Genomic DNA, 25,591 nt, shown 5'->3' with positions numbered 1-25,591 from the left:
GACCCAGGGATGGGTTTTTCTCTCGGGTTGTGGAGAAATTTTTGATACCTTATATGCAAACATGGAGCACAGATACAGAGAGAGAAATGTCGATTTCAAGAAGAGGAATATTAGGGCTTGCTATACCTTCAGCCATCCTGGCTGCGGCCTCTAGCAAGGCAAGTGCCAACTCACCTCATACAAACACCGAGGGAGTGCGTGCTGCAGGACAAGATTCATTATCGCCTGCGATGCAACAACAACGCCTACCACGATTTCAAAGAAAACTTTCTGCTTATGGCTATGGTCTTGACAATAAACAGTCTGAATTCACGATTGTAGGTATGGGGTCCTCTGTTGGTAATGGCGCAACTCTGCTTGACCCTAACACGCAAGCACCAGTATTCAAGTTCGCTGAATTTTTCAAAAAATACTACGATCCAGTTGGCATTTATCCAATCAAAACAGTTAACCGATCTGTAAATGGTTCAGTTGTAATTGAGGGATGCGATAAGCACTGGGATAAATTAATATCTGATGGTATTAAGCCAGACCTGGTGCTTCTTTGTTATGGTATGAATGATTTCATGACATCATCTTTTAACGCTGGTGAAACTGCTCCATATTTCAAGTGGAAGATGAAACAGTTGATTGAAAAAATTCAGGATGCAGGTGCTGAGGCGGTTGTGGTTACGTCACCGCACCCGCATTCAAAGAGAGTTAAATGGTATCTAGAAAAAGATGAAGATCAAGCTTGGCCAGATAAAACCCCCGCACCAGTTAGCTCTTTGGAAATAATACCTTCCGCCATTAAATCTATCGTATATGGTGATTTCATGCAAAATGGCAGCAAGACTCCAGCATCTGAAAGATTTTTACGTGGAAATGATTTTATCCGAGAAGTAGCAGAGGAAACAGGCTCTCCACTCATTGATCTTGAATATGATTGGTTCTTAGCAATAAATAAATTTGGCGAAGATTCTTTATTTGACAAAACAGTTTACAATCATCCAAATTTGCTAGGGCATCAGAACTCTTACTGGAAATCATTGGAAAAATTCTGCATTGCATTGAAAGGTAATTCAGCATCTGTAAGTGACAGGCAGTCATTTAATCGTGTAGGTATCAGCCCACCTGATGAACAGGGTGATGTGTTAGATACTACTCAGTCAAGGATAACCATTGCTGCAAAATCTGATGAGAGCTTTGCGCGTTGCGTGAGACTTATTGATAAACGCGAAGCACTCAGGATTGAATATGATGGGAGTTTAGTACAAACCAATTATTTGTATGATTCTCAAGATAGTACAGCAAAATGTGAGCGTAAAATCTCAAATGGAAGGGTATATCTGAATCTTTCACAAAGTGAAACCATCACCATCCCAGCCAACTGTGCTGGAATGATTACATTAAGAGGAAAGAGTGGGGTCGCGAAAGGTATTGATTCAAAAATACTTCATGTTGTTAGTGATGGCGGAAGCATTGAAATAAGTCAAATTAGCGAGATAAAAACTACTGATGCCGCACTAAATGTGATGCCACACAAGGTCAACGGGCATGGTGTCGAGATCGTCTCTGGACTAAATGGCCTTCAGCTATCATGGAGTATAGACGTAACATCAATTACAGATTAATGTACTTCCCGTCGGCATAAGCAGCAGAAAGCCTGCCGACGGGCAATTTACAGTATAAATACATAAAAACAACGTCATTAATCCCACGGACCAGAAAACCATGCTTTCAACGCTGCCTGTCATCATATGGATGATCCTAAGTACAATTTTAGTTATTGTTGTTTTTAATAACAAAGCGTTCGCCTTTCTTGACCTGCCAATGAAAAGAAACGAGGAGCTTAACGGTCTGCGTTTCTTCTTGGCCATCGGAGTAGTCTTCCATCATTTCATTTACAGCTATGTAGACAATACATTTGGCGCGTGGGATATAGGTGGATTCACTGTTAATGGATTCCTTGGTCCATTCAGTGTTGGTATATTCTTTATTATTTCAGGTTATTTGTTTTATAATAAAATATCATCCAATACTGATTGGAAGGTTTTTTTTATAAACCGTTTTTTTAGAATAGTCCCGCTATTTACATTATCCTCACTGTCTTGTTTAATTATAGCCTTCTACATGTCTGGTTTAAAAGTTTCATTTGATAGCCACCTCTGGGAGGTATTATATTGGTTTGATGGTGGAATGTTTAACTATAGACCTGATATTACTACTTATCAGAAATCATTTTTAATCAATGCGGGCATTACATGGACATTGCACTGGGAGTGGATACTTTACTTCTCCCTTCCAGTTCTTAGTTTATTTATGAAAGAGGGGAATAGACTTCCGGTTGTCATCGGCTTAATTGCTCTTTCTTATTATATCATTCCGCATTATGACTATGATACAGCAACTTATGCAGCTCTATTTGCAGTTGGTTTTTTAGCAAAAGAATTGAAGTTTTCATTTAAAAATAAACTAATTTTAAATCTGGCTCCATGTTTGCTACTGATAGGGATGATAAGCACTGGCACCATAGGTATTAAATTAGTAATGATTCCTTTTTACTTCTTATTTTTTGTAATATGCATAACAAAAGGTAGTTCATTCAATCTTTTGAGAAATAAAGGTGTAGCAAGACTTGGGGAAATAAGTTACTCCATTTACCTACTGCATGGCATAGGATGGTTTATTATGAATCATAATGTCAATTTCTCAACAATACATCAAGTGGGGTATCTGCTTATATCATCGGCTGTCCTCGTCATCATGATGATGATTAGCGCACTGACATTTAAGTTTATAGAGCTACCTTTCATGAAATATGGAAAAATATTAGAAAATACATCAGCCAAGAATTCATTGGCGGCCAGTATAGTAAACACCTAACACTACCAACCTGCTCCGGCGGGTTTTTCTTTCCTTGCAGATCAGCTAAGTAAGATTTTATCCGCTCACAGGCCTTCACAGACCATAAATCTCATGATTATACTGTATGCATAACCAGTAGTGATGGGGTGGGATATGGGCGGTAAAGATTTGGGATTTGATGTTGTACTGCGCGGGCAGACTCGCGATCACATTCAGCCGGGGACATACGTGTTCTTCCAGCGGCTAAAGGAGCACGGTGGCGGCTTCTGGCTGGGTCAGGCATATGACGATTGGTTTGGGTTTGTGATAGAGGAGCCTGTGTCGCTGAGGCAGGGTATGGAGTATCTGATGTCGATAAAGAGGAATGAGCCGCAACTTGGCGGATTCCATGATGACCCGGATGATTTCTTTCTGCGAGGGTGATGGGAAATTGGTTGTCTGTGCGCTCCCGAACTTTTCCCGAACACAAACCGAAATATATGGCAAGTGTTTGATCTATAAGATGCGTAATGGTAAGCATTGCAACCATCAAAATGGGCGTTTTTGTTATGTATCCATATGATAGATAACAGAAAAATCCATATACACCGCAATCAGGAATCGTATTCGGTCTTTTTTTCGTCTTATACCCTTCAAAACCAAATATCTTACCCGCTCCATGCAAGAGGCATCGATGCTGATTTACAACGTTTTCGGAAGATACCTTGGAGTTAAACAAACGCCAGAAGGTTGGCAGGTGTTTCGCGCTGATATGTCGGAGAGAAAATTTTCGAGGTTGCATGACATTATCATTCCTGATGACCTGACAGAGGATGAAATATCTGGCTGGCTTGGTGATATTTTTCATGAATCAGCAAGCCAAAAGCATCCGGACGTTACACGTGTCGAATGATAACTGCATGCAGTTGCCCCTGGATTGCAGGACAAAAAAAAGCCCGCTCGGGGGCGGGCTGAAAGGGGTAAAGCGAGGGTCTTACGTACTATGAAGGACAGTTCATAGTGGACACAGGAGAAGAAACTTCGTCTTCGGAATCTAAGATACCAAACACAATGTAGGGTTATGTCAAAGCTGAGTAAGTTTGGTTCCTGAGATGTAACTTTGCCGATGGCGGGTTTACACTGTGCGGATAACCGCTATCTTTTATCGATAAACTCTGGTGTATTCAGCAGAAATCAAGATGGGTTGTATTGGCTTCAAAAAGGAGCGTTATGCGATATTGGATTGGCCTGATGGCTCTTTTGATTGTTCTTATATTGTGTGGGCCGTGGATTTCTGAGCGTGTCCCTCCGGCCTACAACCCTTTTGCGCCAGTAGCTGTCAGTGATTCTCCGAATTTCATTACTCGTTATAAACTCCGCCGTCTTGATAATAATCCGCAAGCCTGCCTTGAGGCGCTCGAACGCGCGCAAGCGGCGGGTGCAATTCAGTTTACACCTGTCGGGAATATGGGCGGGACGTGTCCGCTGAAGGATCCCGTGCGGGTCCGGGGATTTGGAGATGTATCATTGAGTTCGAGTTATCTGGCGAGTTGTCCTCTCGCATTAAGCAGCGCAATGTTTGTTTCGCAGGTGGCGAAGCCACTGTCAAATGAAGCGCTGGGTTCACCGCTGGTGCGCATCGACCACCTTGGCAGTTACGCCTGCCGCAACATTTATAACAAACCTAATGCCCGACTGAGTGAGCATGCTACGGCTGAAGCGCTGGATATCGCCGGTTTCCGGTTAAAGGACGGGCGACAGTTGACGGTCCTGAAGCAATGGCCGCAAACGGGTGATGAAGGGCAGTACATTCATTCACTGTTTTCAAAGAGTTGCCCGTACTTCGGAAATTCGATCGGTCCTGATTACAACGCAGCGCACGCCAACCATTTTCACCTTGGCCTGCGCTGGTTTGGATTTTGTCGTTAGGAGATCAATCCTCTAAATACAGCTCGACCAGACGTGTCCAGTATGCAGCGCCAAATGTCAGGCTTTCATCGTTAAAGTTGTAAGCCGGATTGTGCAGGGCTGCACTGTCGCCGTTCCCCAGTCGCAGGAAGCAGCCTGGCTTTTGTTGCAGGAAATAGGCGAAGTCTTCACTGCCTGAAATTGGCGGCAAGTTCTCCACAACGTTCTCTTCACCCAGCAGCTCTTTTGCCACTTCGCACGCAAAGGCAGTTTCCCTGTCGTGATTGACCAGAACCGGATATCCCGGCACATATTCGATCTCCGCACGCGCCCCATAACCCGCAGCATGATTTTCAACCAATGTGCGAATGCGTTCTTCAAGGATTTTCCTCACCCCCGCATCAAAGGATCGAACGCTCATCTCCAGTCGTGCAGTCTCAGGAATAACGTTCGAGGCATGTCCTGCATGCAATGAGCCGATGGTAACGACCGCCGTCTCATTCGGGTCAATGCTGCGTGAAACGATCGATTGCAAGGCGACCACTAAACTTCCGGCGACCAGAATAGGATCTACGGCCATATGCGGACGAGCGGCGTGCCCGCCTTTGCCATAAATAGTGATATTTACCGTATCGCATGCGGCCATAAATGGCCCAGAGCGGAACATCATTTTCCCAACCGGATACCCCGGATGATTGTGCAGGCCGTATACGGCGTCGCAGGGGAAGCGATCGAACAATTTCTCAGCCAGCATACGTTCGGCGCCACTGTTGAAACCGATTTCCTCTGCGGGCTGAAAAATGAGATGAACAGTGCCAGAAAAGTTTTTGCTACGTGCCAGTTGTTCTGCCGCGCCAAGCAGCATAGAGGTGTGGCCATCATGACCGCAGGCATGCATTTTGCCTGGCGTCTGGCTGGCATAACTGACTCCGGTTTGTTCAGTGATAGGCAGAGCGTCCATGTCTGCGCGAATGCCAATACTGCGCCTGCCCGAGCCCGATTTCATCGTGCCCACGACGCCGTGTCCGCCCACGCCGGTGGTGACCTGATAACCCAGAGCACGCAGTTTATCCGCGACTAATGCCGCAGTAGCGGATTCTTCATTGGAAAGTTCTGGATGTTGATGCAGGTGCTGGCGAATTTCACGCAGCCCCGGCGCGAGATCGACCACGTCATCGAGAGTGCAAAGTGTTTTATCAGTCATTATGAGTATCTGTCTGTGCAAGTGAGTTCAGACAGAATGCAATGTGCAATGAGGGCTGGCAATCACTAATTAACCTGTAAGAGAAGGTTTATTTAACTTCTGGAATGTTCAATTCAATACCGCTATGTAACTGATGTAACAGGCTAAAGTATTTTCCACGATGTCGTCCAAAAAATGATTTGTGTTGTAGACAGGCTGGATCATGTTTTGGGAATATCTGGCAGGCGAAAAGTGGCCTGCCAGATAAGGCATTTTTAAAGAGGGAGGAGAAGATCAGGCAGGAAGATAGGTAATCGAATGCTCGAGGGAGTCACATTGAGAATCAATGAGGACACTCCAGATTCCTTTATAAGGGATGCCGACATAAGCCGTGTTTTGATTATTCACTGTGAGGACGTCGCCGAAACCGGTGTGACGCCCCTTTAGCTCAGCGTCATTTTCACACATCAGATGGATATGACATTTTTCTGAACAACGTATGACGACAGTGTCGCCTCCAAACAGACTTAACCTGGCTCGAACAATTGGCATGACTTTCCCTCAATGATAAGTGAAGTAGCTGAAATACGCTGTAACCGGACACTGCCAGGATTGAAGCCGCAGAGGCTGGGAGTGATGTGAGTCACATAACGTGCTTTAACTTATAAAAGCAGACTAAAGGTGGCGAAATAATGACCTTAATCAATAGTTATAAGATTCCTTCAAAGATTCGTGAATAAGTCGTCGCTTGCTTGTTAACGAAAATGATTAAATTTTTATCACCAGAGCGTGTTGTGGAGGGACTGTTAACGGTGGGTAAGAAAAATAATCCGGAAGTTAACATTCATGGGATATCGTGAAAGCCAGTGATTAAGGATATTCATTCGTTACAGAGTAATAAAATAGCTGCTTTTTCTTTCGCAAGCTGACAACCTATGGGGTCTGGCATGTGTGCACGCTTGAAATTGATTATTATCGGATTTTTTGCCGTCAAACTCGCTGATTGAGCGGGTCATGAAAAGAGTGTGCGCTACACTTTCTAATCTTATTCAGTCATAAGGGCATCGGATGATTTGCTCCGAAACATTCAAACACTTCAGAAATTTCAGTGCATTAGCGTTGATTCTGAATGCGACTTTTAGCCTGCCGGTACATGCGGATGATGCGCTGTTACGGGCATGTGGCAATGCAAAAACGGCTAAAGACTGCCAGTTACCCTTCCAGCAGGGTCTTTCACCTGTTCAGGTAGGGTTGACCCGTGAACCGTTGTGGGGATTTGTCGATACCACGGGACATATGGTCATTAAACCCGCTTTCAGTGAAGCGCGCGGATTCGTGAATGACGTAGCCGCTGTCAAAAAGGGCGACAAGTTCGGTTATATCGATAAAAAAGGTAACTGGGCGATTGAGCCGAGTTTCACCCGCGCCACCGATTTTAATGCACAGGGTACCGCGTTGGTGGTCACGGACAACCGTCTGGCGATGATCAACCGCAAAGGGCAAGTCATCAAAACTCTGCCATTTGCAGCTTCTCCAGATACCAACGGTTTTATGCAGGGTCAGGCGCTTGCAAGCGTGCAGATTCAGGTTTCCCCTGCGTTGTGGAATGCCGCCACCGATCGTTCTGTGTTATTACCCGATGATGTGATGGCGCTCGATTTACCGCAGTCCGGGCTGATTCCGGCAAAAAAACGCGATACTGCCAACGACGGATTCTGGGGTTATCTCAACGAAAATGGTGAATGGGCCATTGACCCGATGATTCTCAAGACCCGCGACGAACCACTGCTTAACGGTGATGTTGTTGCGGTGAAAAACAAGAATGACTGGGCTTTTGTTGATCATCAGGGTGTTTCTCTGAGTAAAGATCAGTACAAATCCGTCCGTCCGCTGGCCTCGGGAAGTTGGCTGGTGACAACGAACGAAAACTCGAAACAGTTGCTGAACAGCAAGCTCGAAAAAGTGCAAGATATTCCTGCCGATCAGTCTGAGAACATTCTGGTCTGGGGTAAGGCTGTTATCGGGCAGGGCAGTAAAGGTGTGGTGATTATCGGTGCCGATAATCAGGTTGTGACCGTTAAAGCCAACAAGCCGCAATTACTGCAACAAGGTAACCGCCTTTGGGTGACGCAAAACGAAGGTAAAACGCTTCAGGTGGTACAGGTTTATGACAACAACGGCGTAGCGTTGCTCAATGATCCTACGCTTGCAGCCTTGAAGGATTACCAGCTGCAACCGCTGGCCGCGAGCGCGATGATTGATGACGCGCCTGCATTACCCACCGATAACAGTGATGTATCGCGCAATTTGCCTTGGGCATTACTGAAACCTTCCGATACCAACAAACCACCCGCCATTCTCACCTCGCAGGGAACTGTGCTCTCAGACCCTCAGTGGGCCTTGATTGAAAGTGCATCCGTTGAAAGTGAGAGCGCTCAGGCTCCGCTCATTATTCGTACTCAAAACAAAAAAGTGGGCGCGGTGGATTCGGCAGGTAAATGGGTTATCCAGCCTACCTATTCAGACATTACTCCTTTCAGCGGCGATTACACCTGGGCCGTTGATAGCAGTAACAATACCGAGACGCGCCGTTTAATCGATCGCAACGGCAATGCAGTGGAAGTGCCTGCAAATATTGAGCAAAACGCTCAGCGTCTGTCTGCCGGTTTACTGTATTACACGGAAGGCGATAATGACGCGCGGCGCTGGGGCTTATGGGATATCGCCAGTAAAGGAATTAAAGCAGCGCCTCAGTTTGTACAAATCGAATCCTTCACCGACGGTTATGCGTTAGCGAAAGCTGATGCAGGATGGGGCGTGATTAACCGCGACGGTTCCTGGGCCATTACTCCCTCTGCTGACCGCAGTGGCAAACCTCAGTACGTTGGCGACGGTATGTTTACCCTCGCTGATAACGATCAGCCCGGAGAGCGGGGCGCGGTTGCCAGCCATTACGGGCTTTACAGCGCTGTGAGTGGTCAGGCTCTGGCCACTGACTTACTCGCCAGTCCGCTAAGGGTGGGAGAGAACCACTGGCTGGTTAAGCCTGCTAAAGGTGGGGTCGCGTTGCTCGATGATGCGGGGCGTGCGCCAATGAGTAAAGGCATTGCGTCATCCTCAAGCTCAGTTGCAGGGGACTGGGTGATGCTCGATTTCTCCCCGCACTTTGGCGCGATCAACAGTCAGGGCGACTGGCAGATTGAGCCGTTGTACACCGCAGCGTTTAATTTTATTGCGCCGCTTAACTGGAGCCGGGCAACCAGTGACGGTCAAACTAAGCTAATTAACGATCACGGCGGTGAACCGCTGGATGGTTTTGAACAAGCGCAGCCGCTAAATTCCCTTACGCGTCTGACCATGAATGACGATGCTACCGGTGAAACAGTGCTCTACGATAACGACGGTAACGAAGTCCAGCGCTTTGCCGGGCTGGGCAGCTTGCTGGCCGACAAAGCCAGTTCGGGTGTGGTCCCAATGCGAAACGATAAAGGTCTGTTTGGCTTTGTTGATCAGCAGGGCAAAAAACTGATTGGCGCCTATTTCGATCAGGTCGGTGCTATGAATAATAATTTCGCCGCCGCCATGAAGAAATCGACCTATGGCAACTTATTCGGTTACATCAATCCAACGGGCCGTTTCGCTGTGCTGCCTAAGTTTGACTGGGCAGGTGACTTTAGCGAGAAACACGCATGGGCTGGTGGAAAGGGTGTTGTCAGTCTGCTCAACGCTGAAGGTGCCGTTCAGGCAAAAATTCAGGTTCGCTGTAATCAGCGGGTCATTGTTGATGCCAAAGGTGCTTATCTGTGGCCCGCAAAAGCGCCTGCTTGCAGTAACGGAGGCAATTGATGATTGTTAGTAAACCTTCAAGGCTGCAACGCGCACTATTTGGTGCGTTGAATACCACCAGCGCGCTGGCCTTATTGACGCTAACAACACCTGTGCTGGCGGCTGACGCGACCAGTTGTTCCACAATGCTGCCATCATCGCAGACGGAGACTCAGGCGCGAAATGCGCTGCCTTTGGTTCAAAACCTGTGCCTGCGTGATGTGCATGAAGGGCGCGCTGCCGTGCTCCTGCCTTCTGAGGCTGGAAACGATGACCGCTGGGGATTTTTAGATAATCAGGGGCAACTGGTGATCAAACCGGTCTTCGATGACGTCGGGGATTATCACAACGGTGTCGCTGCCGCTAAGCAGCAAGGTAAATGGGGCTTTATTGATACGACGGGTAACTGGCTGATAAAACCGACCTTTGACAGCGTTCAGCCTTTTACGCAGTCAGGTCTGGCGGCTGTTGTGCTGGCCGGAAAGCCGCAACTCGTCAACAGCAAGGGCGAACAAGCGGGTAAACCTTTTGATGAGTTGGTTGATGAAGCGCTGCTCACCGATGGGATGCCTGCACGTCTTCGGCTTACTTTCAAAAGCGTATTACTCTCGCCGGATGGTGTCCGCCACGTGGCGACCGACAAAATGGAAGTCATTGAGCCTTTTGGGTCCGAAGGGTTGTTTATCGCATTTGATGCGACCAAAGGCTACGGAATTGCTGACGAAAATCTCACCTGGCGCATTCCGCCGCAATATTCCGCTATTACACTTGATCCCCGCAATCCAGCCGTGGCATTGGCGAAAAATGCCGACGGCATTACGCTGATCGGTGCCGATGGTGCCCAGGATAAGCAAAAGTATCTGACGGTCAGCGAAGAGACCGGCGCATTTTGGCTGGCGAAAACCACCGACGGCATCAAATTGCTTGATAACTCTGCGGCTGTAATCGCCACGTTCAGCGACGTCGAGGTTTCCGCATTGCGCGTGGCCGGCGATTATGTGCTGAATCCATCGGTTAAAGACGCCATTACGCTTTATGTACCGGGCCGAAAACAGCCACTGACATTGCCTGCGGGCAGCGAACCTCTGGGGCAGAATACCGGTGATTTTTTGGTCACGACTAAGGGCGACCAGAAAGAAGTAAACGCGATTGTGGCGCCGTCTGGCGGGATGATTGGCGGCACACAAAATGTCGGATGGCTGGCGCAAATTTCCAGTGCGGATGTGATTAATCATCATTTGTGGCTGCGCAATGATCAGGGCGAAGTATTGAATGTGGTTGATGCCGCGGGTAAAGCGTTACTGAGCCAGAAAAGCATCACTACCCTGGGCGACAGCCATATTGAACCTCTGAACGCAGGTGCTGAGCCCGTCTCTGCGCAATTACCTTTGGCGTTAATCCGCCCGGATTCCAATAAAGGCAAGGGCGGAGCCGGTTTCCTGCGCCCTGATGGTTCGCTTCAGCTGGAAGCAAAATGGCTGGATATTCAATCCGCTGACAGCAGTCAAAATGTCGGACAGTTCATTGTGGTCACTGCTGATGGAACGGGCGTTGTCGATGCACAGGGTAAGACGCTGATCCCGCTCACCGAAGATAATATTTCTCCTTTCGTTCAAGGTTATGCGCTGGATTATCTCGATGGCAAGCTGACTGCGATGGATCACGCTGGCAAACATTATGATCTGCCAAACGTGTTTGAAATTCAATCTGCGGGTAACGGCTGGTTCCGCTACCATGAAACGGCTGCAGAGGGCGCGCTGTGGGGGATTTTTGATGCTAACGCTCAGAAGTCAGTTTCCCAGCCTGCGTATAAAACCGTCGGAGATTACGCTAATAATCAGGCTGAAGTTCAGATGCCCAATGGCTTGTGGGGCATTGTGGATGATCAGGGTAAAATGCTGGTCGAAGCGAAATATGCCAAGGTGCAGCGTATTAACACCGCGCTGTGGTTGCTGACTCAGCCAGCCGTAGCCGAACAACCTCAATCCGGCGTCCTCGCTGAAATTATCGGTAATGATGCCAAAACACGCATTTCACCGACGGCGGGGTTATCTGTCACACAGTTCACTGATGGCCGGATTTTAGCAACGTCGGCCGCAGGCCAGTCCTGGCTGCTGGATGCCGCAGGTAACATTCAGCTGCACGAACAGCAGACCCACATCAGTGCACTTGGCGACTGGGTGAAACTTTCACGCCAACCGCAGGAAGGTTATCTCAACGCGCAGGGCGAATGGCAGATTCAGCCCGTCGCAGAGACTGAGGGTTCGGCCTTCGAACAGGGCCGTGCGTTGCGTTCAACCACGGCGGGTGCAGAGTTAATTGATGATAAAGGTGTACGTGTTGCTGCAATGCCTGAGGGGCAGTGGGCCCTTCCTGTTGCCAGCGCATGGTCTGTATCGTATGACGCACTCGAGGGTGTGCCTTCGACGCGCTACGTGGATAACACTGGGAAACTGGTTCTGACCGTTCAGGGGCATGCCAGCCGCATGACGGATGGCCACGCGGTACTGAGCCATGAAGACGGCCGGAAAACCTGGATTGATGCGCAGGGTAAACCGGTTGAAGGTGTGGTCTATACCGATCTCGGCTTGCCGGTCGACGGTTTGGCGTTTGCCCGCACTGACCAGAACTATGGTTTTGTCGATGCGCAGGGTAACTTCATCATTCCACCGGTCTTCAGTGCGGTGTCGCCCTTTGACAGCGGCGTTGCCGTAGTCTCTACGCAGGCAATGTCTATGATGATCGATAAAACCGGGAAACCGTTGGCACGCGTCGATAAAGAATGCGGTATTTCCGTGTTGTACGGTGCAGGGAGTTCACGACAGTGGCCGCCTGCTATGCCAGAAAACTGCACAAAATAGTGCGTGTCTTCTCTGTCTGAAACCCGCTTCGGCGGGTTTTTTTGTGCTAATGTTTACAGGTAATGGCTGTGAACTATCTCAATTGAAAGGATAAATTATGATCCCGCAGATCCCACTAAAATACAGGGAAGCAGAACGTTGGTCTTTTGGTGATACTGAGTCATCAGCGGATGAACTTGCCAAGCGTGTTATCGACGGTACTAAGACAGCAACCTGTTCTAACCTCGACGACGATCCTGAACCCGAGGCCGGCGAGATCTTTGTCGTTGTTGATGGCCGCAACAATCCGGTGTGCGCCGTGCAGCTGACGGAAGTGAAGCAGGTACCTTTTGATCAGGTGACTGAGCAACACGCATTCGAAGAAGGCGAGGGTGACCGGACTCTGACTTACTGGCGCAAAGAACATCAGCGTTTCTTCGAAGAGTACGAAATGTTTGAACCAACTATGCCACTGTTATTGATGAAGTTTAAGCTAGTGGAGAAATTCTAAAAGTTTCCGTTCAGGCCCGTTCTCAATCCCGGGTCTGAACCTTTGTCATTGGGATAATTTTTCCGCCTTGCTGTTCGCTGATATTTTGTATTTACATATTCGTATAAACACCTGATGTCACCGCCTCCCGTTCAGGAAACCGTTATGTCTGCCCATTCTGCTCATCTAACCGGGTTCTCCGCCCATTCCGGCGTCCCTTATTTTAGTCAGTGGGAGGATCCCGCCTCCGCGGCCGGGATCATTGCCGGAGACATTACCCTCAGGGATATTGCGCTTTGGCCAGAGTCAGGTGCTTCCACCCAGGAAGAGTTCATTGAGTGGGCGAATCATGTCTGCGGAATGTGCTGCCTGAAGATGGTACTGGCAGCTACCTCAGGTAAAGTCGTGCCGATATTAAATCTTACGCAGAGAAGCCTGCCGTATGGCGCGTATGTTCGCGAGGGTGTAAATATCAAAGGCCTGATTTATGCGCCTTTTGTCGAGTATGTTCAGGAGGAGCTAGGGCTGAGTGCGCAAGTCAGAGTGGATATGGATGCTGAACAGATTGGGGCAGAGTTGGAGGAGCATCGCTTTTTCATTGCGTCGGTACATCCGTCCATCCGCATGCCAAATTCTTCACCACCGCACAAGGGCGGACATCTGGTGCTGGTCACCCGCGCTGATGCGCTGTCCGTAACCTTTCATAATCCTTCCGGCCATGACGTTGCATCGCAGAGGGACGTGACATTATCAGTGAAAGAATTTTCGCGTTTTTTTGCCGGTCGGGGTATTTCACTGGTCGCCGCCGGGGAATGACCGCATAGCGGCATGGCGAACAACGTCCCGTTCGCCATGCTGTGTCACTCCAGTCTCATGATCCACTCATCATTCTGTTTGTCATACTTCTCCTTGTACAACACCGAATGGCGGCCATCCAGAATTGCCGGCACGCTGGTATTGTCATCCCATGCATCCAGCTGCATGCATAAATCAGGATCTGATTTGCACGGAATGTGCACCATATCACCGCCTTTCGCTTCGGGTGTGGATAACTGCGCGTCATCAATTTCGTAACTGCCAATTCTAATATTCGATTTTGCCATCGGTTACTCCTTGCCAGATAAACCAGAAAATTGAACAACATCAGGTACGACCAGTTTGCTGGCCTTATTTGAGAATAGTCGACAGCACAAAAAGTGCCATAAGATTTTTATGAGCGTGAGGAAAGTGGGATCAATCTGATGAACAGCCGGGGCGTCGCGCAGACGTTCCGGCTTTGCGGTGAGCTTTAAAGCGGGTTGAATCTGACTGAAACAGGCATGGCATTAATCTGATTTCTGCCGTTATTTTTGGATAAATACAACGCCTCATCGGCTGCACTGACGATATCTGACTGATCCTCGAGGCCAGGATCCTGATCGGGCATATAGGTGGCGATGCCCTGGCTGATGGTTACGCGGTTAAATTCGCTGAAACTGTGCTTGATACCCAGCGTTTCAATGGATTCCATGATGTGCTGGGCGACAATCCAGGCACCTTTCAAATCGGTATCCGGCAGAATAGCGGCGAACTCTTCACCGCCAAATCGTGTGACCACGTCCGTGCTGCGTTTGAGCGATCTGCGCAGAGTACGGGCGACCAGACGCAGACAGGCATCGCCCGATAAATGGCCGTAGTGATCATTGAAATGTTTGAAATAATCGATATCGATCATCACCACGGTCAGCGGCGTACGGTTACGCTTCGCACGCATATATTCGTGGCTCAGCACTTTTTTGAATTCACGACGGTTAGGTAACTTGGTCAGCGAATCCGTGCGTGCCTGAATTTCGAGACGACGATTGGCTTTTACCAGTTTCAGTTCAAGCAATTTTCGCTCATGAACATCTTCTGCCGTGCCATACCAACGCTGGATTGAACCATCCGGCGCATAGCTCGCCGCAGCGCGAATGCGCATCCAGTTCCAGCCACGGTCAACGTGGCAAAAACGCACTTCGATATCCAGCGGTGCGCCGGTTTTCAAACATTGCTCCCACGTCTGCACGGCGGCACGGCGGTCTTCCACGTGCATACTCTGGATCCACTTATCGGCCAGAATATCTTGTCGGGTCATACCCGTGATGCGCTGAAAACGCGAACTGACGTCGCTGAGCATACCGCGAGAATCCGCTGTCCACGGAATTTGCGGGTTCAGCTCGACCATATTGCGGTAATGCTCCTGGCTTTCCCGCAGCGCCTTCTCCATTCGCTTCAGGCTGGTGATATCGGTCATGGCTACAGATAGACCGCTCAGCTGAGTTTGCGCGTCGTAAGCCGCTTTGATGCGTACAAAGAACACCTGATTTTTACCAGGTACCGGGAATTCGCGGTCAGGTGTGTGTTCGTTACGCTGCGCCAGTTCCAGCGCATTATTGAGCAGCGGCGAGAGGCCGGGCAGGAAAACACCGACTTTACGACCAATCGCTTCAAAGGGTTGCAGACCAATAATATTCGCCATAGCGTCATTTACCGTCACATAGCGCATGTGCAGATCGATGAAACACAGGCCAACCGGTGCGTTTGAATAGATGGATTCCAGCTGGAAGAGACGTTGTCCGGGAGCCTGATCCAGATTGGTCAGATTACGGTCGATGCCGCGATAACCGCGAAAATTACCGTCGGGGTCAAATAATGGAACGCCGCTGGTTTCGAGAATAACCTCCGTTCCATCCGGGCGAATGTTACGGTTGAGTAATCCGCCAAAGGGCGCACGACGTTCTACAATCGCTGCAAACTGCTCGCCAACGCGCTTAGCTTCGTCCGGCGGCATAAAATCAAACGGGGTTTTACCAATGACTTCTTCAGGCGGGACTCCCAGAAACTCGATGCATTTATTCGAGGAAAATACGTAACGTCCTTGTGCATCGACTTCCCAAATCCAGTCAGAATTGTTATCGATGATATCCCGCAGACTGGCCATTTCCTGTAATAGCAGGCCATCTGCTGATTCGAGTTTCATTTCATCCGACATGATACTTCTCCGACTGGCAGGTCTTTACTCAACATCAGGCACTATGATTCATTTATGAAAATGATATATCACTAGCAATGTCATCTTGAGGGCAATAATACATGTCAGGTTAGGATTATTCCTACTTATAATTCAATAAACCTTTCTGGATAAAATAGGTCGATATCGAAGATAAGCAGCATAAAATTTTTTGAAGGCATTTCATTCCTGACTTTAGCTCTCAACATTTCACCTTAAGGTATCGGTCGGGAGTATTAACTAAAGTGGGCAGGCGGGGTATTTTGCTGTTTTTGGAAAAGTATAAAGAGATTATTCTGCGCCAGCAGAGAGATCTTCTGGCGCAGGGATTTTACGCAGTATGAAAATAATTATTCGCCTGTAAATCTGTGTGCCGCGTCGCGCCGTCTCGCACCAGTTCACGCGGCAAACTATTTTTGATCCTGCTGCCAATTCGCTTCGCTAAACCCAGCGGTTGACCGAGCCACGTCACCAGACATTCATCTTTTGGCGGTGCGGCGTCCGGGTAGATATCAACCCCACGCAACCAGCTTTGCGCGAGTTCATCACTTATCTCAAAACGATTTTCTGCATCAGGGGCACTGAAAGCGATTACCGCTTCATGCTGCCAACGGAATCCTTTCGGAAATCGTTCTGCCAGACGCAGACCGATGCGGGAGAAGCGCACTTTGCCAAACAACGGTTCGAGCACGGCCGGGAAGAGCCAGATTTCTTTATCGCGCTGCCACAGGGTGAACTGCTTTTCAGGCCAGCGCAGGCCGGAGAGTGCAGCAGTACTCACGATTTCAGCAGTATCCTGACGGGACATCGGAGAGAACGGGAAGCGACCGACTTTATAACCAGGTGCAGGCAAACGCGCGACTGAATCTGTTTTACGAAAACGCGCGACAAAGAATCCCTCGCTGTCGTAGACCTGCGGGAAAACATGCAGATAACCTTCCGGCGTGACGGCTTTTGATGCGCCATCAAATAAGGTTTCCAGCGTTTCCACTTCAACGGCGTCAGCATAGGTCTCGAGCAACCATTGGCAAACCTGCTGGTTTTCCTGCGCATTGAGTGTACAGGTCGAATACACCAGCACGCCGCCCGGTTTCAGCGCATGGAAGGCACTGTCGATCAGTTCACGTTGGGTGGAAGCAATGTCCGCAACGCTTTCTTGCGACCAGTTGCTCATCGCATCGGCGTCTTTACGGATAACCCCTTCACCAGAACACGGCGCATCGAGCAGGACAGCATCAAAGGTTTCCGGCAGGGCGGCACCAAATACCCGACCATCAAAATGAGTGAGTGCCGTATTGCTGACGCCGCAGCGGCTGACGTTGGCATGCAAAACTTTGACCCGGCTGGCGGAGTATTCGTTGGCAACGATGCCGCCCTGATTGTTCATCAGCGCAGCGATTTGTGTGGTTTTGGAACCCGGCGCAGCGGCGACATCCATGACCAGAACCGGTTGCGTTTCGCTGGCAAACAGCGCGGTCACCGGCAGCATGGAACTGGCTTCCTGAATGTAAAACAGCCCAGCCAGATGAGCGAGCGCGTTACCTAACCGTGACTCATCCAGTACATGGCGGTTAATCCAGAAACCTTCCGCACACCAGGGTATCGGTTCTAATTCCCACTGATAGCGTGCGGCCAATTCGAGAAATGCGGGCACGCTAATTTTTAGCGTATTGACTCGCAGGCTCGGGCGAAGAGGGCGCTGACATGCAGCAATAAAATCTTCCATGCTGAGATTTTCAGGCATGACGGCACGGGTCGCGTCGAGAAAGGCGGCGGGTAACTTCTCCGCAAAGGCGCTGGCTGTGGTGAGTTTTGACAAAGGTGCGGTTCCAGAACTGAATAAGTTTTCCAGCGCCGGAGTCTAACATATTTACGCAAGAACCACGGCAGCGGCCGCATCCCAAAATGAACAGGCCACCCGTGGGTGGCCTGTATGCGGTGTTACGATCAGTTTCTTGGGATCGCAGTGCCCCAGTTTTGCCAGTCTTTTGGCGCTTCCGGGTTAAGCAGGAAGTGATTCCCGTTGGCTGCTTTCGGTGCCAGCGGCGTGGTCGGTGGTGTCGCGAAGGCGATACCGCCACGAATAAATTGCTGGAACGTTCCGCTTTTGAACATCCCGCCAGTCAGCCCGAATTGCAGGTCATACCCTGAAGCCAGCCAGAAGACGGTATTTGCGCGCACCAGATACTGATACTTTTTACTGATCCTCAACGTGACGTTGACGCGATCGGCCATTGCGCCGAGATAGAACCCTGAAACCGTACCCACTTCGATACCGCGGAACAGCACTGGCGTACCAATTTGCAGCGAACCCACTTCGGCGGCATCAACCACAATGCCTAAACCGTCAGTGTAACGTGAATCTGTAATGGTCGATTCCTGCAGATCAAAGTTACGCGTTGGCGCCCCTTTTCCGGCTTCAACGTTGATGTAAGGCTGAAGCAGCGTATCCAGATTACTGACGCCACCGGCGGAAATCTCCGGTGAAACAATCGAGAAGCGCGAGCCGCGGCGGGCAAAATTATCTACATATTCAGGATAGAGTACGGCTTTAGCTGCGACCTGATTAAGCTGAGGATCCAGCTTCAAAGACTCCACCTGCCCGATAGTAATGCCGAGATAGCGCAACGGCATTCCCGGCGAGAGCTTACTGGCATCGTAGGTATTGAGAATGATCTGGCTGCCGACAGCGCGTGCAGACGTTTCTGAATCATACAGAATACGTTTAACGCCTTTAGTAAGTGTTACGCCTTCAAGATTATCGAAGCTGATGGCGCCTTTTAACGCGCGGTCCAGCGGCGAGGCCTGAACCGTCAGACCGCTGCCGTTCAGCTGAACTTTGGCACCGCCTTCTGCCCAGAAGATACTCTTATCGCTTAGCAGGTTGCGGTATTGAGGCTGAATATAGACATCCACTTCGAACAGATTTGCCTTCGGACGGACGTTAACAATTTCGCCAACCTGGAACTTGCGGTAAAGCACCACGGAGCCGGTTTGCACGTCTGGCAAGCTTTTCGCCGTCAGCGTCAATGTTGCGCCGGGTTGTTCGCCCTGAATACCTTCAGCCGCTTTTTCGGCATTACTGTAAAGAGGATATTTTTGTCCCGGCGCGCCTTTGGTACCGGGAATAATGCGCACGCCGCCGTCGACCCATTCCTGAGCGCTGGCACCGAGCACCTCCATCCCGTCAATACCCAGTTTCACGTCCACCCGGCTGTTGACTACAAACTTACTGTCTTTATGCAGCAGATCTTTGTATTCCGGCATGATTGCGGCATTGAAGACGATACCTTCGTCAGTCAGTTTACGATCCATTACCTGCCCGACGGTGATGCCATACAGTTTAATCGGCTGACCGGCATCAATGCCGTAGCTTTGCGGTGCAATCAGCTGGAGCCTGATGGTGCCGGGATCCTGAAGCAGCTTGCTGTTGCTGTCGAGCACCACGAAATGTTTCTGCGGTTCGCCTTCGCCAGGGATAAGTTCCAGCGTATTGCCGGTCAGCAACTGGCTGAGGTTGGCATTGCTGAGGCTGATTTTGGGGCTGTTCATTTCAATGCGTGTGCCGGTTCGGATCATATCCAGTACAGAAGGGTCGACGGTCAGTTTACCGGTGACTTTGCTGTCTGCCTGCAGGGTAATTTTGGTCAGCGTACCGACCTGCAATCCCTGATACATCAGCGGCGTCTGGCCTTCGGAGAGGCCGTCGCCATTCGGTAAGTCCAGATCGATTTCCACACCGCGCTGGCTCTGCGCCAGATCAGGGTACAGCACGTAGGATTGATCGGCTTTCGCCGGTTTACCATCATTAGGCGAATCCATTGAAATAGCGCCATTGACCAGCGCTGCCAGACTTTCCATCTGCACTTTTGCGCCGCTCAGGCTGAAATCCCCTTTGAAACCCGAGACGTTCCAGAAGCGGGTATTGTCCTTGACCAGATTCGCAAAACGTTTGTCGATCAGCAGGTCAATGGTAACGCCATTATTGCCGCTTTCAATATCGTAATCGTAGACTTTACCCACCGGGATTTTTCGGTAATACACCAGTGAACCGGTGCTCAGGGAGCCCAGATCTTTGGCGTGAAGATGAATCATCAGTTCGCCGGTGTTGAGCCGGAATTTAGGCTGCGTATCAAGTGCAACAAAGTGATCTTTTTCTTTGCCGGGCCCTGGCATCATCCCGATGTAGTTACCGCCGACCAGCGCATCAAGCCCGGAAACTCCGGCAAGTGATGCTTTCGGCGTGACCAGCCAGAATTGCGTGCCTTCGCGCAGGGCGTCAGACAAATCGCTTTTGATACTGACTTTCACCTGAATGGTGCGCAGGTCTTTGGTCAGGCTGATGGATTCCACCGTCCCGACTTCGACTCCCTGATAGCGGACAGGCGTCCGGCCTGCAACGATCCCAGCTGCAGACTGGAAATCGATCGTCACCGTCGCGCCGCGCTCCTGATAGTTGCTGTAAATCAGCCAGCCGGCGATCAGTAAAGCAATAAACGGCAGCAGCCAGAAAGGTGAAATCCGGCGTCTGTGTTTTATCCGTGCTTCAGTCGGTGTATTCGGCGTTTCCTGTTGCATGTGCATCCCAAATCAAGCGGCTATCAAGCCATTCAACGGCAAGAATGGTCAGGATCACGGCGGAGCCAAAGTAAAAGGCCGCCGGTCCCATTGTGAATGACAAAAGCTGGTCACGATTTACCAGCGACATCATTAATGAAATTACAAACAAATCGAGCATAGACCAGCGTCCAATCCAGGTTACCAGCCGTAATAAACGTACGCGCGTTTTCAGTCCCTGAATCGCTTTGAAATGGATGCTGAGCAGTAATGTCAGCATCACGATAACTTTTGTGAAGGGCACCAGAACGCTGGCGATAAAGACAATCGCAGCGATCGGTATATTTCCTGACGTGGCGAGCGATACTACGCCAGAAAAAATGGTGTCCTTCAACTGTTGGCCGTTGGCATAAATAATGGAAATCGGCAGCATGTTCGCCGGGATCAAAAAAACCATCGCCGCAATCAGGGCGGCCCAGGTTTTTTGCAGACTGTGTTTGTAACGTACCCGCATCGGCGTGTGGCAACGCGGACAGCGACCGCGAACATCGGGCTGACCGGTGAATTTACAGGATAAACACAGCCGCAGTGAAGAGGGCACGCCTTTCGGCTGGCGCTGCGGATAAAACTCTTCCCACAGCTGCTCGATGTTGAGATTAATCATAGCCAGCGTGACCATCACCGTCATCATCAGATACGCTGCCAATGCTAGGCCGACGTCGATATCAGCATATTCCTTCACTTTGATACTGGCGACGGCCATGCCCACCAGATAAATATCGAGCATCACCCAGTCTTTCAAACGGTCGAGCATCAGCAGAACGGGTTTAAGATTCATGCCCAGTTTGCTGCCAAAGTGCAGATACAGGATGGAGAGCGCAAGCGTCAGCGGCGCGCCAATGGTACAAAAGGCGACCATACTTGCGGTGACGGGATCGCCCTGACGCGACATCTGCCAGATACCCTCGAGCAGGCTCGCATCGATGCGTGTGCCCAGCAGCCGAATGCTGATCAGAGGTTCGGTATACGCGAACGGCATGAGCAGTAAAATGCTGATAGCAATGGTGATGAGGCGGGGCAGGGAACAAACCCGACCCTTTTCGACTTTCGCATTGCAGCGCGGGCAGTGGGCCGTCTGTGTGCGTTTAAGTGCCGGCAGCGAAAACAGATGGTCGCATTCGCTACATCGTTGGTAGCGAACTTGCGGGATCTGCGCTGATATTGTGTTTATTTTCATAGTACCTGGAGTAGTAAGAATACCTGTTGTTACAATTACGCATCCCCTCAAGGGGGTCAGGCGAGGCCATCAAGCCAAGATCAGCCAGGTTTTTTTGACAAAATAACGTATTATGCGGTCGGCAAACAGTTATTGTAGGCGAGTCTTTTTGATGTCACACAGGATTAACCTTGTTCAAATGGGCATTTAATGCTTATTTTAGAGGGGTTAAGCCCACCAGAACGGCTCAGTGCCCTTAGGTTATTATTGGTTACTACATGAATAAAGAAGCATTCTACACGGAATTAAAACGTGATTTGAACGCGTTGATCGCCGGAGAAAACAATTTTATTGCCACTCTGTCGAACACCAGTGCTTTACTGTTTGAACGTCTTGAAGGCGTCAACTGGGTGGGTTTTTATCTGATGGATGGCGCTTCACTGGTGCTTGGTCCATTCCAGGGTAAAATTGCCTGCGTGCGTATTCCGGTAGGAAAAGGCGTATGCGGTACCGCAGTGGCGGAAAATACCGTTCAGCGTGTGGGCGATGTCCATGCCTTTGCGGGCCACATTGCGTGTGACGCAGCGAGTAATGCTGAAATTGTTCTGCCCATTACGGTGAAAGGAACAGTTATCGGCGTATTAGACATTGATAGCACCGTTTATCAGCGCTTCGATGAAGCCGATGAACAGGGGCTGACAGCGCTAGTCAGCGGGCTTTGCCAGCATCTTGAAAACTGCGGTGCTGAAAAATATGTCAATCTGATCGTAAGTTGATCGTCGGATAACGTGGCATTTAATAATAGCGTCATTATAATGGCGCCTGTTCATGCCTGCGCCGGTTGGCAAACCCGTTGTAATCAGGAAATTTCATGGAAAATCAACCTAAGTTGAACAGTAGTAAAGAAGTCATCGCCTTTTTGGCTGAGCGGTTCCCGCTCTGTTTTACCGCCGAAGGCGAAGCACGCCCATTAAAGATCGGTATCTTTGCGGATTTGGTCGAGCGCGTGCAAGGTGAAGAGAATCTGAGCAAAACTCAGTTACGCTCTGCTCTGCGTCTGTATACCTCAAGCTGGCGCTATCTGTACGGCGTTAAAGTTGGCGCGGAACGCGTTGACCTTGATGGTAATTCATGTGGCGTTCTTGAAGAGCAGCACGTCGAACATGCCCGTAAACAGTTGGAAGAAGCAAAAGCCCGCGTTCAGGCACAACGTGCAGAACAGCAGGCTAAGCGTCGTGAAGCCGGTGAAACTACTGAGCCACGTCGTCCACGTCCGGCCGCTAAAAAACCTGCGCCGCGTCGTGAAAATGCGCCCGCTGCTGTCGCTGGTCAGGAAAATCGCAAACCACGTACACCTCGTCCACCGCGTGAGGAAAAACGTGAACCGCGTCATGTGCCAGTAACAGACATTTCAAAACTGCAAATTGGCCAGGAAATCAAAGTCAGAGCAGGACAGAGTGCAATGGATGCTACCGTTTTGGAAATTGCTAAAGACGGTGTTCGCGTTCAACTCTCTTCGGGTCTGGCGATGATCGTGCGCGCAGAACACTTGCAGTTCTGATACGGAGGCCAACTCAGGCATGAACAAATTTGTCAGATTAAGCGTTATCGCAGGTCTGTTAATGGCAGGAGCGGGGCTGGTGAATACCAGCTTTGCAGCGAATGAGAGTGCACCGGTCACTCTCGCGCAACTCCCTGACCTGACACAGGATCCTCAGGACGCCACGGTGAGCGAGCGTGTTACGGCACGCTTTACCCGTTCGCATTATCGTCAATTTGACCTTAATGCAGATTTCTCAGCGAAGATCTTCGACCGTTACCTCAACATGCTCGATTATGGCCATAACGTATTGATGGCTTCTGACGTGGCGCAATTTACCAATAAGCGCGCTACTTTAGGTGAGGAACTGAAAACCGGTCAGTTAACCACGCCATACGCTTTATTCAATCTGGCGCAAAAACGTCGCTTTGAACGCTATGACTATGCGTTGAAAGTGCTTGCCCGCCCGATGGATTTCACTGGCAATGACACGATTGAACTTGATCGCAGCAAGTCCCCGTGGCCGAAAGACCGCGCGGAGCTGGACAAATTGTGGGATGCGAAAGTCAAATATGACGAGCTGAACCTCAAGCTGACCGGCAAAAACGATCAGGAGATTCGCGATGTGCTGTCCAAACGCTATCATTTCGCGATGAAGCGTCTGACACAAAGCAACAGCGAAGACGTATTCCAGCTGGTGATGAACGCCTTTGCGCATGAAATCGACCCGCACACGAACTACCTTTCCCCGCGCAGTACCGAGCAGTTTAATACCGAAATGAGCTTGTCTCTGGAAGGTATTGGTGCCGTTCTGCAAGGTGACGACGATTATACAGTCATCAACTCGATGGTTGCAGGCGGCCCGGCGGCCAAAAGCAAAGCCATTGCAGTGGGCGATCGTATTGTCGGCGTAGGTCAGGTTCAGGCTGGCAAACCTTCACCTATGGTGGATGTGATCGGCTGGCGTCTTGATGACGTCGTCGCGCTGATTAAAGGGCCAAAAGGCAGCAAAGTTCGCCTGCAGATCCTGCCAGCGGGCAAAAATGCCAAAAACCACGTTATCACGCTGACTCGCGAAAAAATCCGTCTGGAAGACCGTGCAGTCAAAATGACCATCAAAAATGTTGGCTCTGAAAAAGTTGCCGTGATGGACATTCCTGGCTTCTACGTCGGTCTGACTGATGATGTGAAAGTCCAGTTGCAGAAGATGGCGAAGCAGAACGTTAACAGCCTGGTTATCGATCTCCGTACTAACGGCGGTGGCGCACTGACTGAAGCGGTTTCTCTGTCTGGCCTGTTTATCCCAAGTGGCCCTGTTGTGCAGGTTCGCGATAACAACGGCCGCATCCGTCAGGACAGCGATACCGATGGTGTCGTCTACTACAAAGGGCCGCTGGTAGTACTGGTCGATCGTTTCAGTGCTTCTGCATCTGAGATCTTCGCCGCAGCGATGCAGGATTATGGCCGTGCGCTGATTGTGGGTGAACCTACTTTCGGTAAAGGTACCGTTCAGCAGTACCGTTCGCTGAACCGTATTTACGATCAGATGCTGCGCCCTGAATGGCCGGCGCTGGGTTCCGTGCAATACACTATCCAGAAGTTCTATCGCATCAACGGTGGCAGTACTCAGCGTAAAGGGGTTACCCCGGATATTCTGATGCCAACCGGTATTGAATCGATTGAAACGGGCGAGAAGTTCGAAGATAACGCACTTCCGTGGGATAGCATCAACGCAGCGACTTACAGCACGCTTGGCGACATGAAGCCGTTCTTGCCTGATTTGCTGAAAAATCACGATGTGCGTATTGCGAAAGATCCTGAGTTCCAGTACATCCAGCAAGATATCGCGCGCTACAAAGCGCTGAAAGACAAACGTGATGTCGCCTCCCTGAATTACGCCCAGCGTGATAAAGAAGATAAAGAGGATGATGCACTGCGTCTGAACCGTCTGAATGAACGCTTCAAACGTGAAGGTAAGAAACCGCTGAAATCTTTGGACGATTTGCCGAAAGATTATGTGGCACCGGATCCTTATCTTGATGAAGCCGACAATATCGCGGTCGACCTCGGTAAGCTTGAAAAAGGATTGAGTGACAAGGCCCCGGCCGCGGCAAAATAATATTCTCGCAGTCAGGTTGTTACTTTGAAGAAGCGCACTCCGGTGCGCTTTTTTTATGG

Annotated in this window: 19 protein-coding genes; 12 read left to right on the top strand and 7 right to left on the bottom strand. The window is 49.9% G+C overall.

What is annotated here, in order from left to right; genetic code table 11:
• Positions 1 to 86 precede the first annotated feature (86 nt).
• The 5 genes from AC0Z7K_RS05460 (at position 87) to AC0Z7K_RS05440 (ending at position 4,755) form a co-directional block, all read left to right on the top strand.
• On the top strand, positions 87 to 1,613 hold the full coding sequence (locus AC0Z7K_RS05460; RefSeq protein WP_485613214.1) for an SGNH/GDSL hydrolase family protein: 1,527 nt from the start codon (positions 87 to 89) through the stop codon (positions 1,611 to 1,613).
• Between the two features lie 100 nt (positions 1,614 to 1,713).
• Positions 1,714 to 2,865: an acyltransferase family protein gene (locus AC0Z7K_RS05455; RefSeq protein WP_485613212.1), complete on the top strand. Its 1,152-nt coding sequence runs from the start codon at positions 1,714 to 1,716 to the stop codon at positions 2,863 to 2,865.
• A 135-nt stretch (positions 2,866 to 3,000) separates the two neighbouring features.
• Positions 3,001 to 3,270 (top strand): hypothetical protein, encoded by a 270-nt coding sequence (locus AC0Z7K_RS05450; RefSeq protein ID WP_485613210.1) that lies wholly within the window; start codon positions 3,001 to 3,003, stop codon positions 3,268 to 3,270.
• 250 nt (positions 3,271 to 3,520) lie between these two features.
• Positions 3,521 to 3,739 (top strand): DUF7661 family protein, encoded by a 219-nt coding sequence (locus AC0Z7K_RS05445; RefSeq protein ID WP_485613208.1) that lies wholly within the window; start codon positions 3,521 to 3,523, stop codon positions 3,737 to 3,739.
• A 317-nt stretch (positions 3,740 to 4,056) separates the two neighbouring features.
• Entirely contained in the window at positions 4,057 to 4,755 is a 699-nt protein-coding gene (locus AC0Z7K_RS05440; RefSeq protein WP_485613206.1) for an extensin-like domain-containing protein, read from the top strand.
• A gap of 4 nt (positions 4,756 to 4,759) precedes the next feature.
• Here the strand turns inward: AC0Z7K_RS05440 and AC0Z7K_RS05435 are convergent, their stop codons facing one another.
• Positions 4,760 to 5,938, bottom strand: coding sequence for a M20 aminoacylase family protein (locus AC0Z7K_RS05435; protein ID WP_485613204.1), 1,179 nt, complete (start codon positions 5,936 to 5,938; stop codon positions 4,760 to 4,762).
• A 273-nt stretch (positions 5,939 to 6,211) separates the two neighbouring features.
• On the bottom strand, positions 6,212 to 6,469 hold the full coding sequence (locus tag AC0Z7K_RS05430) for a hypothetical protein (protein ID WP_413529883.1): 258 nt from the start codon (positions 6,467 to 6,469) through the stop codon (positions 6,212 to 6,214).
• A gap of 516 nt (positions 6,470 to 6,985) precedes the next feature.
• Here AC0Z7K_RS05430 and AC0Z7K_RS05425 point away from each other — a divergent pair.
• The 4 genes from AC0Z7K_RS05425 (at position 6,986) to AC0Z7K_RS05410 (ending at position 13,888) form a co-directional block, all read left to right on the top strand.
• Positions 6,986 to 9,763 carry a WG repeat-containing protein gene (locus AC0Z7K_RS05425; protein WP_485613203.1) on the top strand — a complete coding sequence of 926 codons (2,778 nt, stop codon included), beginning with the start codon at positions 6,986 to 6,988 and terminating at the stop codon, positions 9,761 to 9,763.
• Positions 9,763 to 12,603: a WG repeat-containing protein gene (locus AC0Z7K_RS05420; RefSeq protein WP_485613201.1), complete on the top strand. Its 2,841-nt coding sequence runs from the start codon at positions 9,763 to 9,765 to the stop codon at positions 12,601 to 12,603. The genes AC0Z7K_RS05425 and AC0Z7K_RS05420 overlap by 1 nt, the downstream gene beginning before the upstream one ends.
• Positions 12,604 to 12,700: 97 nt before the next feature.
• A complete protein-coding gene (locus AC0Z7K_RS05415; RefSeq protein WP_485613200.1) occupies positions 12,701 to 13,093 on the top strand; it encodes an ASCH domain-containing protein in 393 nt (130 codons plus the stop codon).
• Positions 13,094 to 13,237: 144 nt separating this feature from the next.
• A complete protein-coding gene (locus AC0Z7K_RS05410; protein ID WP_485613198.1) occupies positions 13,238 to 13,888 on the top strand; it encodes a cysteine peptidase family C39 domain-containing protein in 651 nt (216 codons plus the stop codon).
• A 44-nt stretch (positions 13,889 to 13,932) separates the two neighbouring features.
• Here AC0Z7K_RS05410 and AC0Z7K_RS05405 read toward each other — a convergent pair whose 3' ends face one another.
• The 5 genes from AC0Z7K_RS05405 to yebS all read right to left on the bottom strand — a co-directional run bounded on the left by AC0Z7K_RS05405 (position 13,933) and on the right by yebS (position 21,894).
• On the bottom strand, positions 13,933 to 14,175 hold the full coding sequence (locus tag AC0Z7K_RS05405) for a DUF1480 family protein (protein WP_112168825.1): 243 nt from the start codon (positions 14,173 to 14,175) through the stop codon (positions 13,933 to 13,935).
• A 185-nt stretch (positions 14,176 to 14,360) separates the two neighbouring features.
• Positions 14,361 to 16,082, bottom strand: a complete 1,722-nt coding sequence (locus tag AC0Z7K_RS05400; protein WP_485613197.1) for a sensor domain-containing diguanylate cyclase — start codon at positions 16,080 to 16,082, stop codon at positions 14,361 to 14,363.
• Positions 16,083 to 16,431: 349 nt separating this feature from the next.
• Entirely contained in the window at positions 16,432 to 17,919 is a 1,488-nt protein-coding gene (gene rsmF / locus AC0Z7K_RS05395; RefSeq protein ID WP_485613196.1) for a 16S rRNA (cytosine(1407)-C(5))-methyltransferase RsmF, read from the bottom strand.
• A gap of 128 nt (positions 17,920 to 18,047) precedes the next feature.
• Positions 18,048 to 20,678, bottom strand: a complete 2,631-nt coding sequence (locus tag AC0Z7K_RS05390) for a PqiB family protein (protein ID WP_485613195.1) — start codon at positions 20,676 to 20,678, stop codon at positions 18,048 to 18,050.
• Complete coding sequence (gene yebS, locus AC0Z7K_RS05385) at positions 20,647 to 21,894, bottom strand: membrane integrity lipid transport subunit YebS (RefSeq protein ID WP_485613194.1); 1,248 nt, start codon at positions 21,892 to 21,894, stop codon at positions 20,647 to 20,649. The genes AC0Z7K_RS05390 and yebS overlap by 32 nt, the downstream gene beginning before the upstream one ends.
• 257 nt (positions 21,895 to 22,151) lie before the next feature.
• Between yebS and AC0Z7K_RS05380 the strand changes: the two genes are divergently transcribed.
• From AC0Z7K_RS05380 to prc, 3 genes are all read left to right on the top strand, one after another.
• Complete coding sequence (locus AC0Z7K_RS05380; RefSeq protein WP_485613193.1) at positions 22,152 to 22,649, top strand: GAF domain-containing protein; 498 nt, start codon at positions 22,152 to 22,154, stop codon at positions 22,647 to 22,649.
• A 95-nt stretch (positions 22,650 to 22,744) separates the two neighbouring features.
• Positions 22,745 to 23,434, top strand: a complete 690-nt coding sequence (gene proQ, locus AC0Z7K_RS05375) for an RNA chaperone ProQ (protein WP_056773403.1) — start codon at positions 22,745 to 22,747, stop codon at positions 23,432 to 23,434.
• 19 nt (positions 23,435 to 23,453) lie between these two features.
• Positions 23,454 to 25,532, top strand: coding sequence for a carboxy terminal-processing peptidase (gene prc, locus AC0Z7K_RS05370; protein WP_485613192.1), 2,079 nt, complete (start codon positions 23,454 to 23,456; stop codon positions 25,530 to 25,532).
• The last annotated feature ends 59 nt before the right edge of the window (positions 25,533 to 25,591 follow it).

It is taken from the genome of Rahnella sp. 1L-D-7-B-C2, from assembly GCF_057290995.1.
This window is presented reverse-complemented; position numbering and strand designations above follow the sequence as displayed.

Excerpts from the sequence above, each read along its gene's own strand:
- AC0Z7K_RS05435 (WP_485613204.1), bottom strand. The coding sequence starts at position 5,938 with ATGACTGATAAAACACTTTGCACTCTCGATGACGTGGTCGATCTCGCG.
- AC0Z7K_RS05455 (WP_485613212.1), top strand. The coding sequence starts at position 1,714 with ATGCTTTCAACGCTGCCTGTCATCATATGGATGATCCTAAGTACAATT.
- prc (WP_485613192.1), top strand. The coding sequence starts at position 23,454 with ATGAACAAATTTGTCAGATTAAGCGTTATCGCAGGTCTGTTAATGGCA.
- AC0Z7K_RS05410 (WP_485613198.1), top strand. The coding sequence starts at position 13,238 with ATGTCTGCCCATTCTGCTCATCTAACCGGGTTCTCCGCCCATTCCGGC.
- yebS (WP_485613194.1), bottom strand. The coding sequence starts at position 21,894 with ATGAAAATAAACACAATATCAGCGCAGATCCCGCAAGTTCGCTACCAA.
- AC0Z7K_RS05380 (WP_485613193.1), top strand. The coding sequence starts at position 22,152 with ATGAATAAAGAAGCATTCTACACGGAATTAAAACGTGATTTGAACGCG.
- AC0Z7K_RS05390 (WP_485613195.1), bottom strand. The coding sequence starts at position 20,678 with ATGCAACAGGAAACGCCGAATACACCGACTGAAGCACGGATAAAACAC.
- AC0Z7K_RS05445 (WP_485613208.1), top strand. The coding sequence starts at position 3,521 with ATGCTGATTTACAACGTTTTCGGAAGATACCTTGGAGTTAAACAAACG.
- AC0Z7K_RS05420 (WP_485613201.1), top strand. The coding sequence starts at position 9,763 with ATGATTGTTAGTAAACCTTCAAGGCTGCAACGCGCACTATTTGGTGCG.
- AC0Z7K_RS05400 (WP_485613197.1), bottom strand. The coding sequence starts at position 16,082 with ATGTCGGATGAAATGAAACTCGAATCAGCAGATGGCCTGCTATTACAG.
- AC0Z7K_RS05450 (WP_485613210.1), top strand. The coding sequence starts at position 3,001 with ATGGGCGGTAAAGATTTGGGATTTGATGTTGTACTGCGCGGGCAGACT.
- AC0Z7K_RS05440 (WP_485613206.1), top strand. The coding sequence starts at position 4,057 with ATGCGATATTGGATTGGCCTGATGGCTCTTTTGATTGTTCTTATATTG.
- AC0Z7K_RS05430 (WP_413529883.1), bottom strand. The coding sequence starts at position 6,469 with ATGCCAATTGTTCGAGCCAGGTTAAGTCTGTTTGGAGGCGACACTGTC.
- AC0Z7K_RS05425 (WP_485613203.1), top strand. The coding sequence starts at position 6,986 with ATGATTTGCTCCGAAACATTCAAACACTTCAGAAATTTCAGTGCATTA.
- proQ (WP_056773403.1), top strand. The coding sequence starts at position 22,745 with ATGGAAAATCAACCTAAGTTGAACAGTAGTAAAGAAGTCATCGCCTTT.
- AC0Z7K_RS05405 (WP_112168825.1), bottom strand. The coding sequence starts at position 14,175 with ATGGCAAAATCGAATATTAGAATTGGCAGTTACGAAATTGATGACGCG.
- AC0Z7K_RS05415 (WP_485613200.1), top strand. The coding sequence starts at position 12,701 with ATGATCCCGCAGATCCCACTAAAATACAGGGAAGCAGAACGTTGGTCT.
- AC0Z7K_RS05460 (WP_485613214.1), top strand. The coding sequence starts at position 87 with ATGTCGATTTCAAGAAGAGGAATATTAGGGCTTGCTATACCTTCAGCC.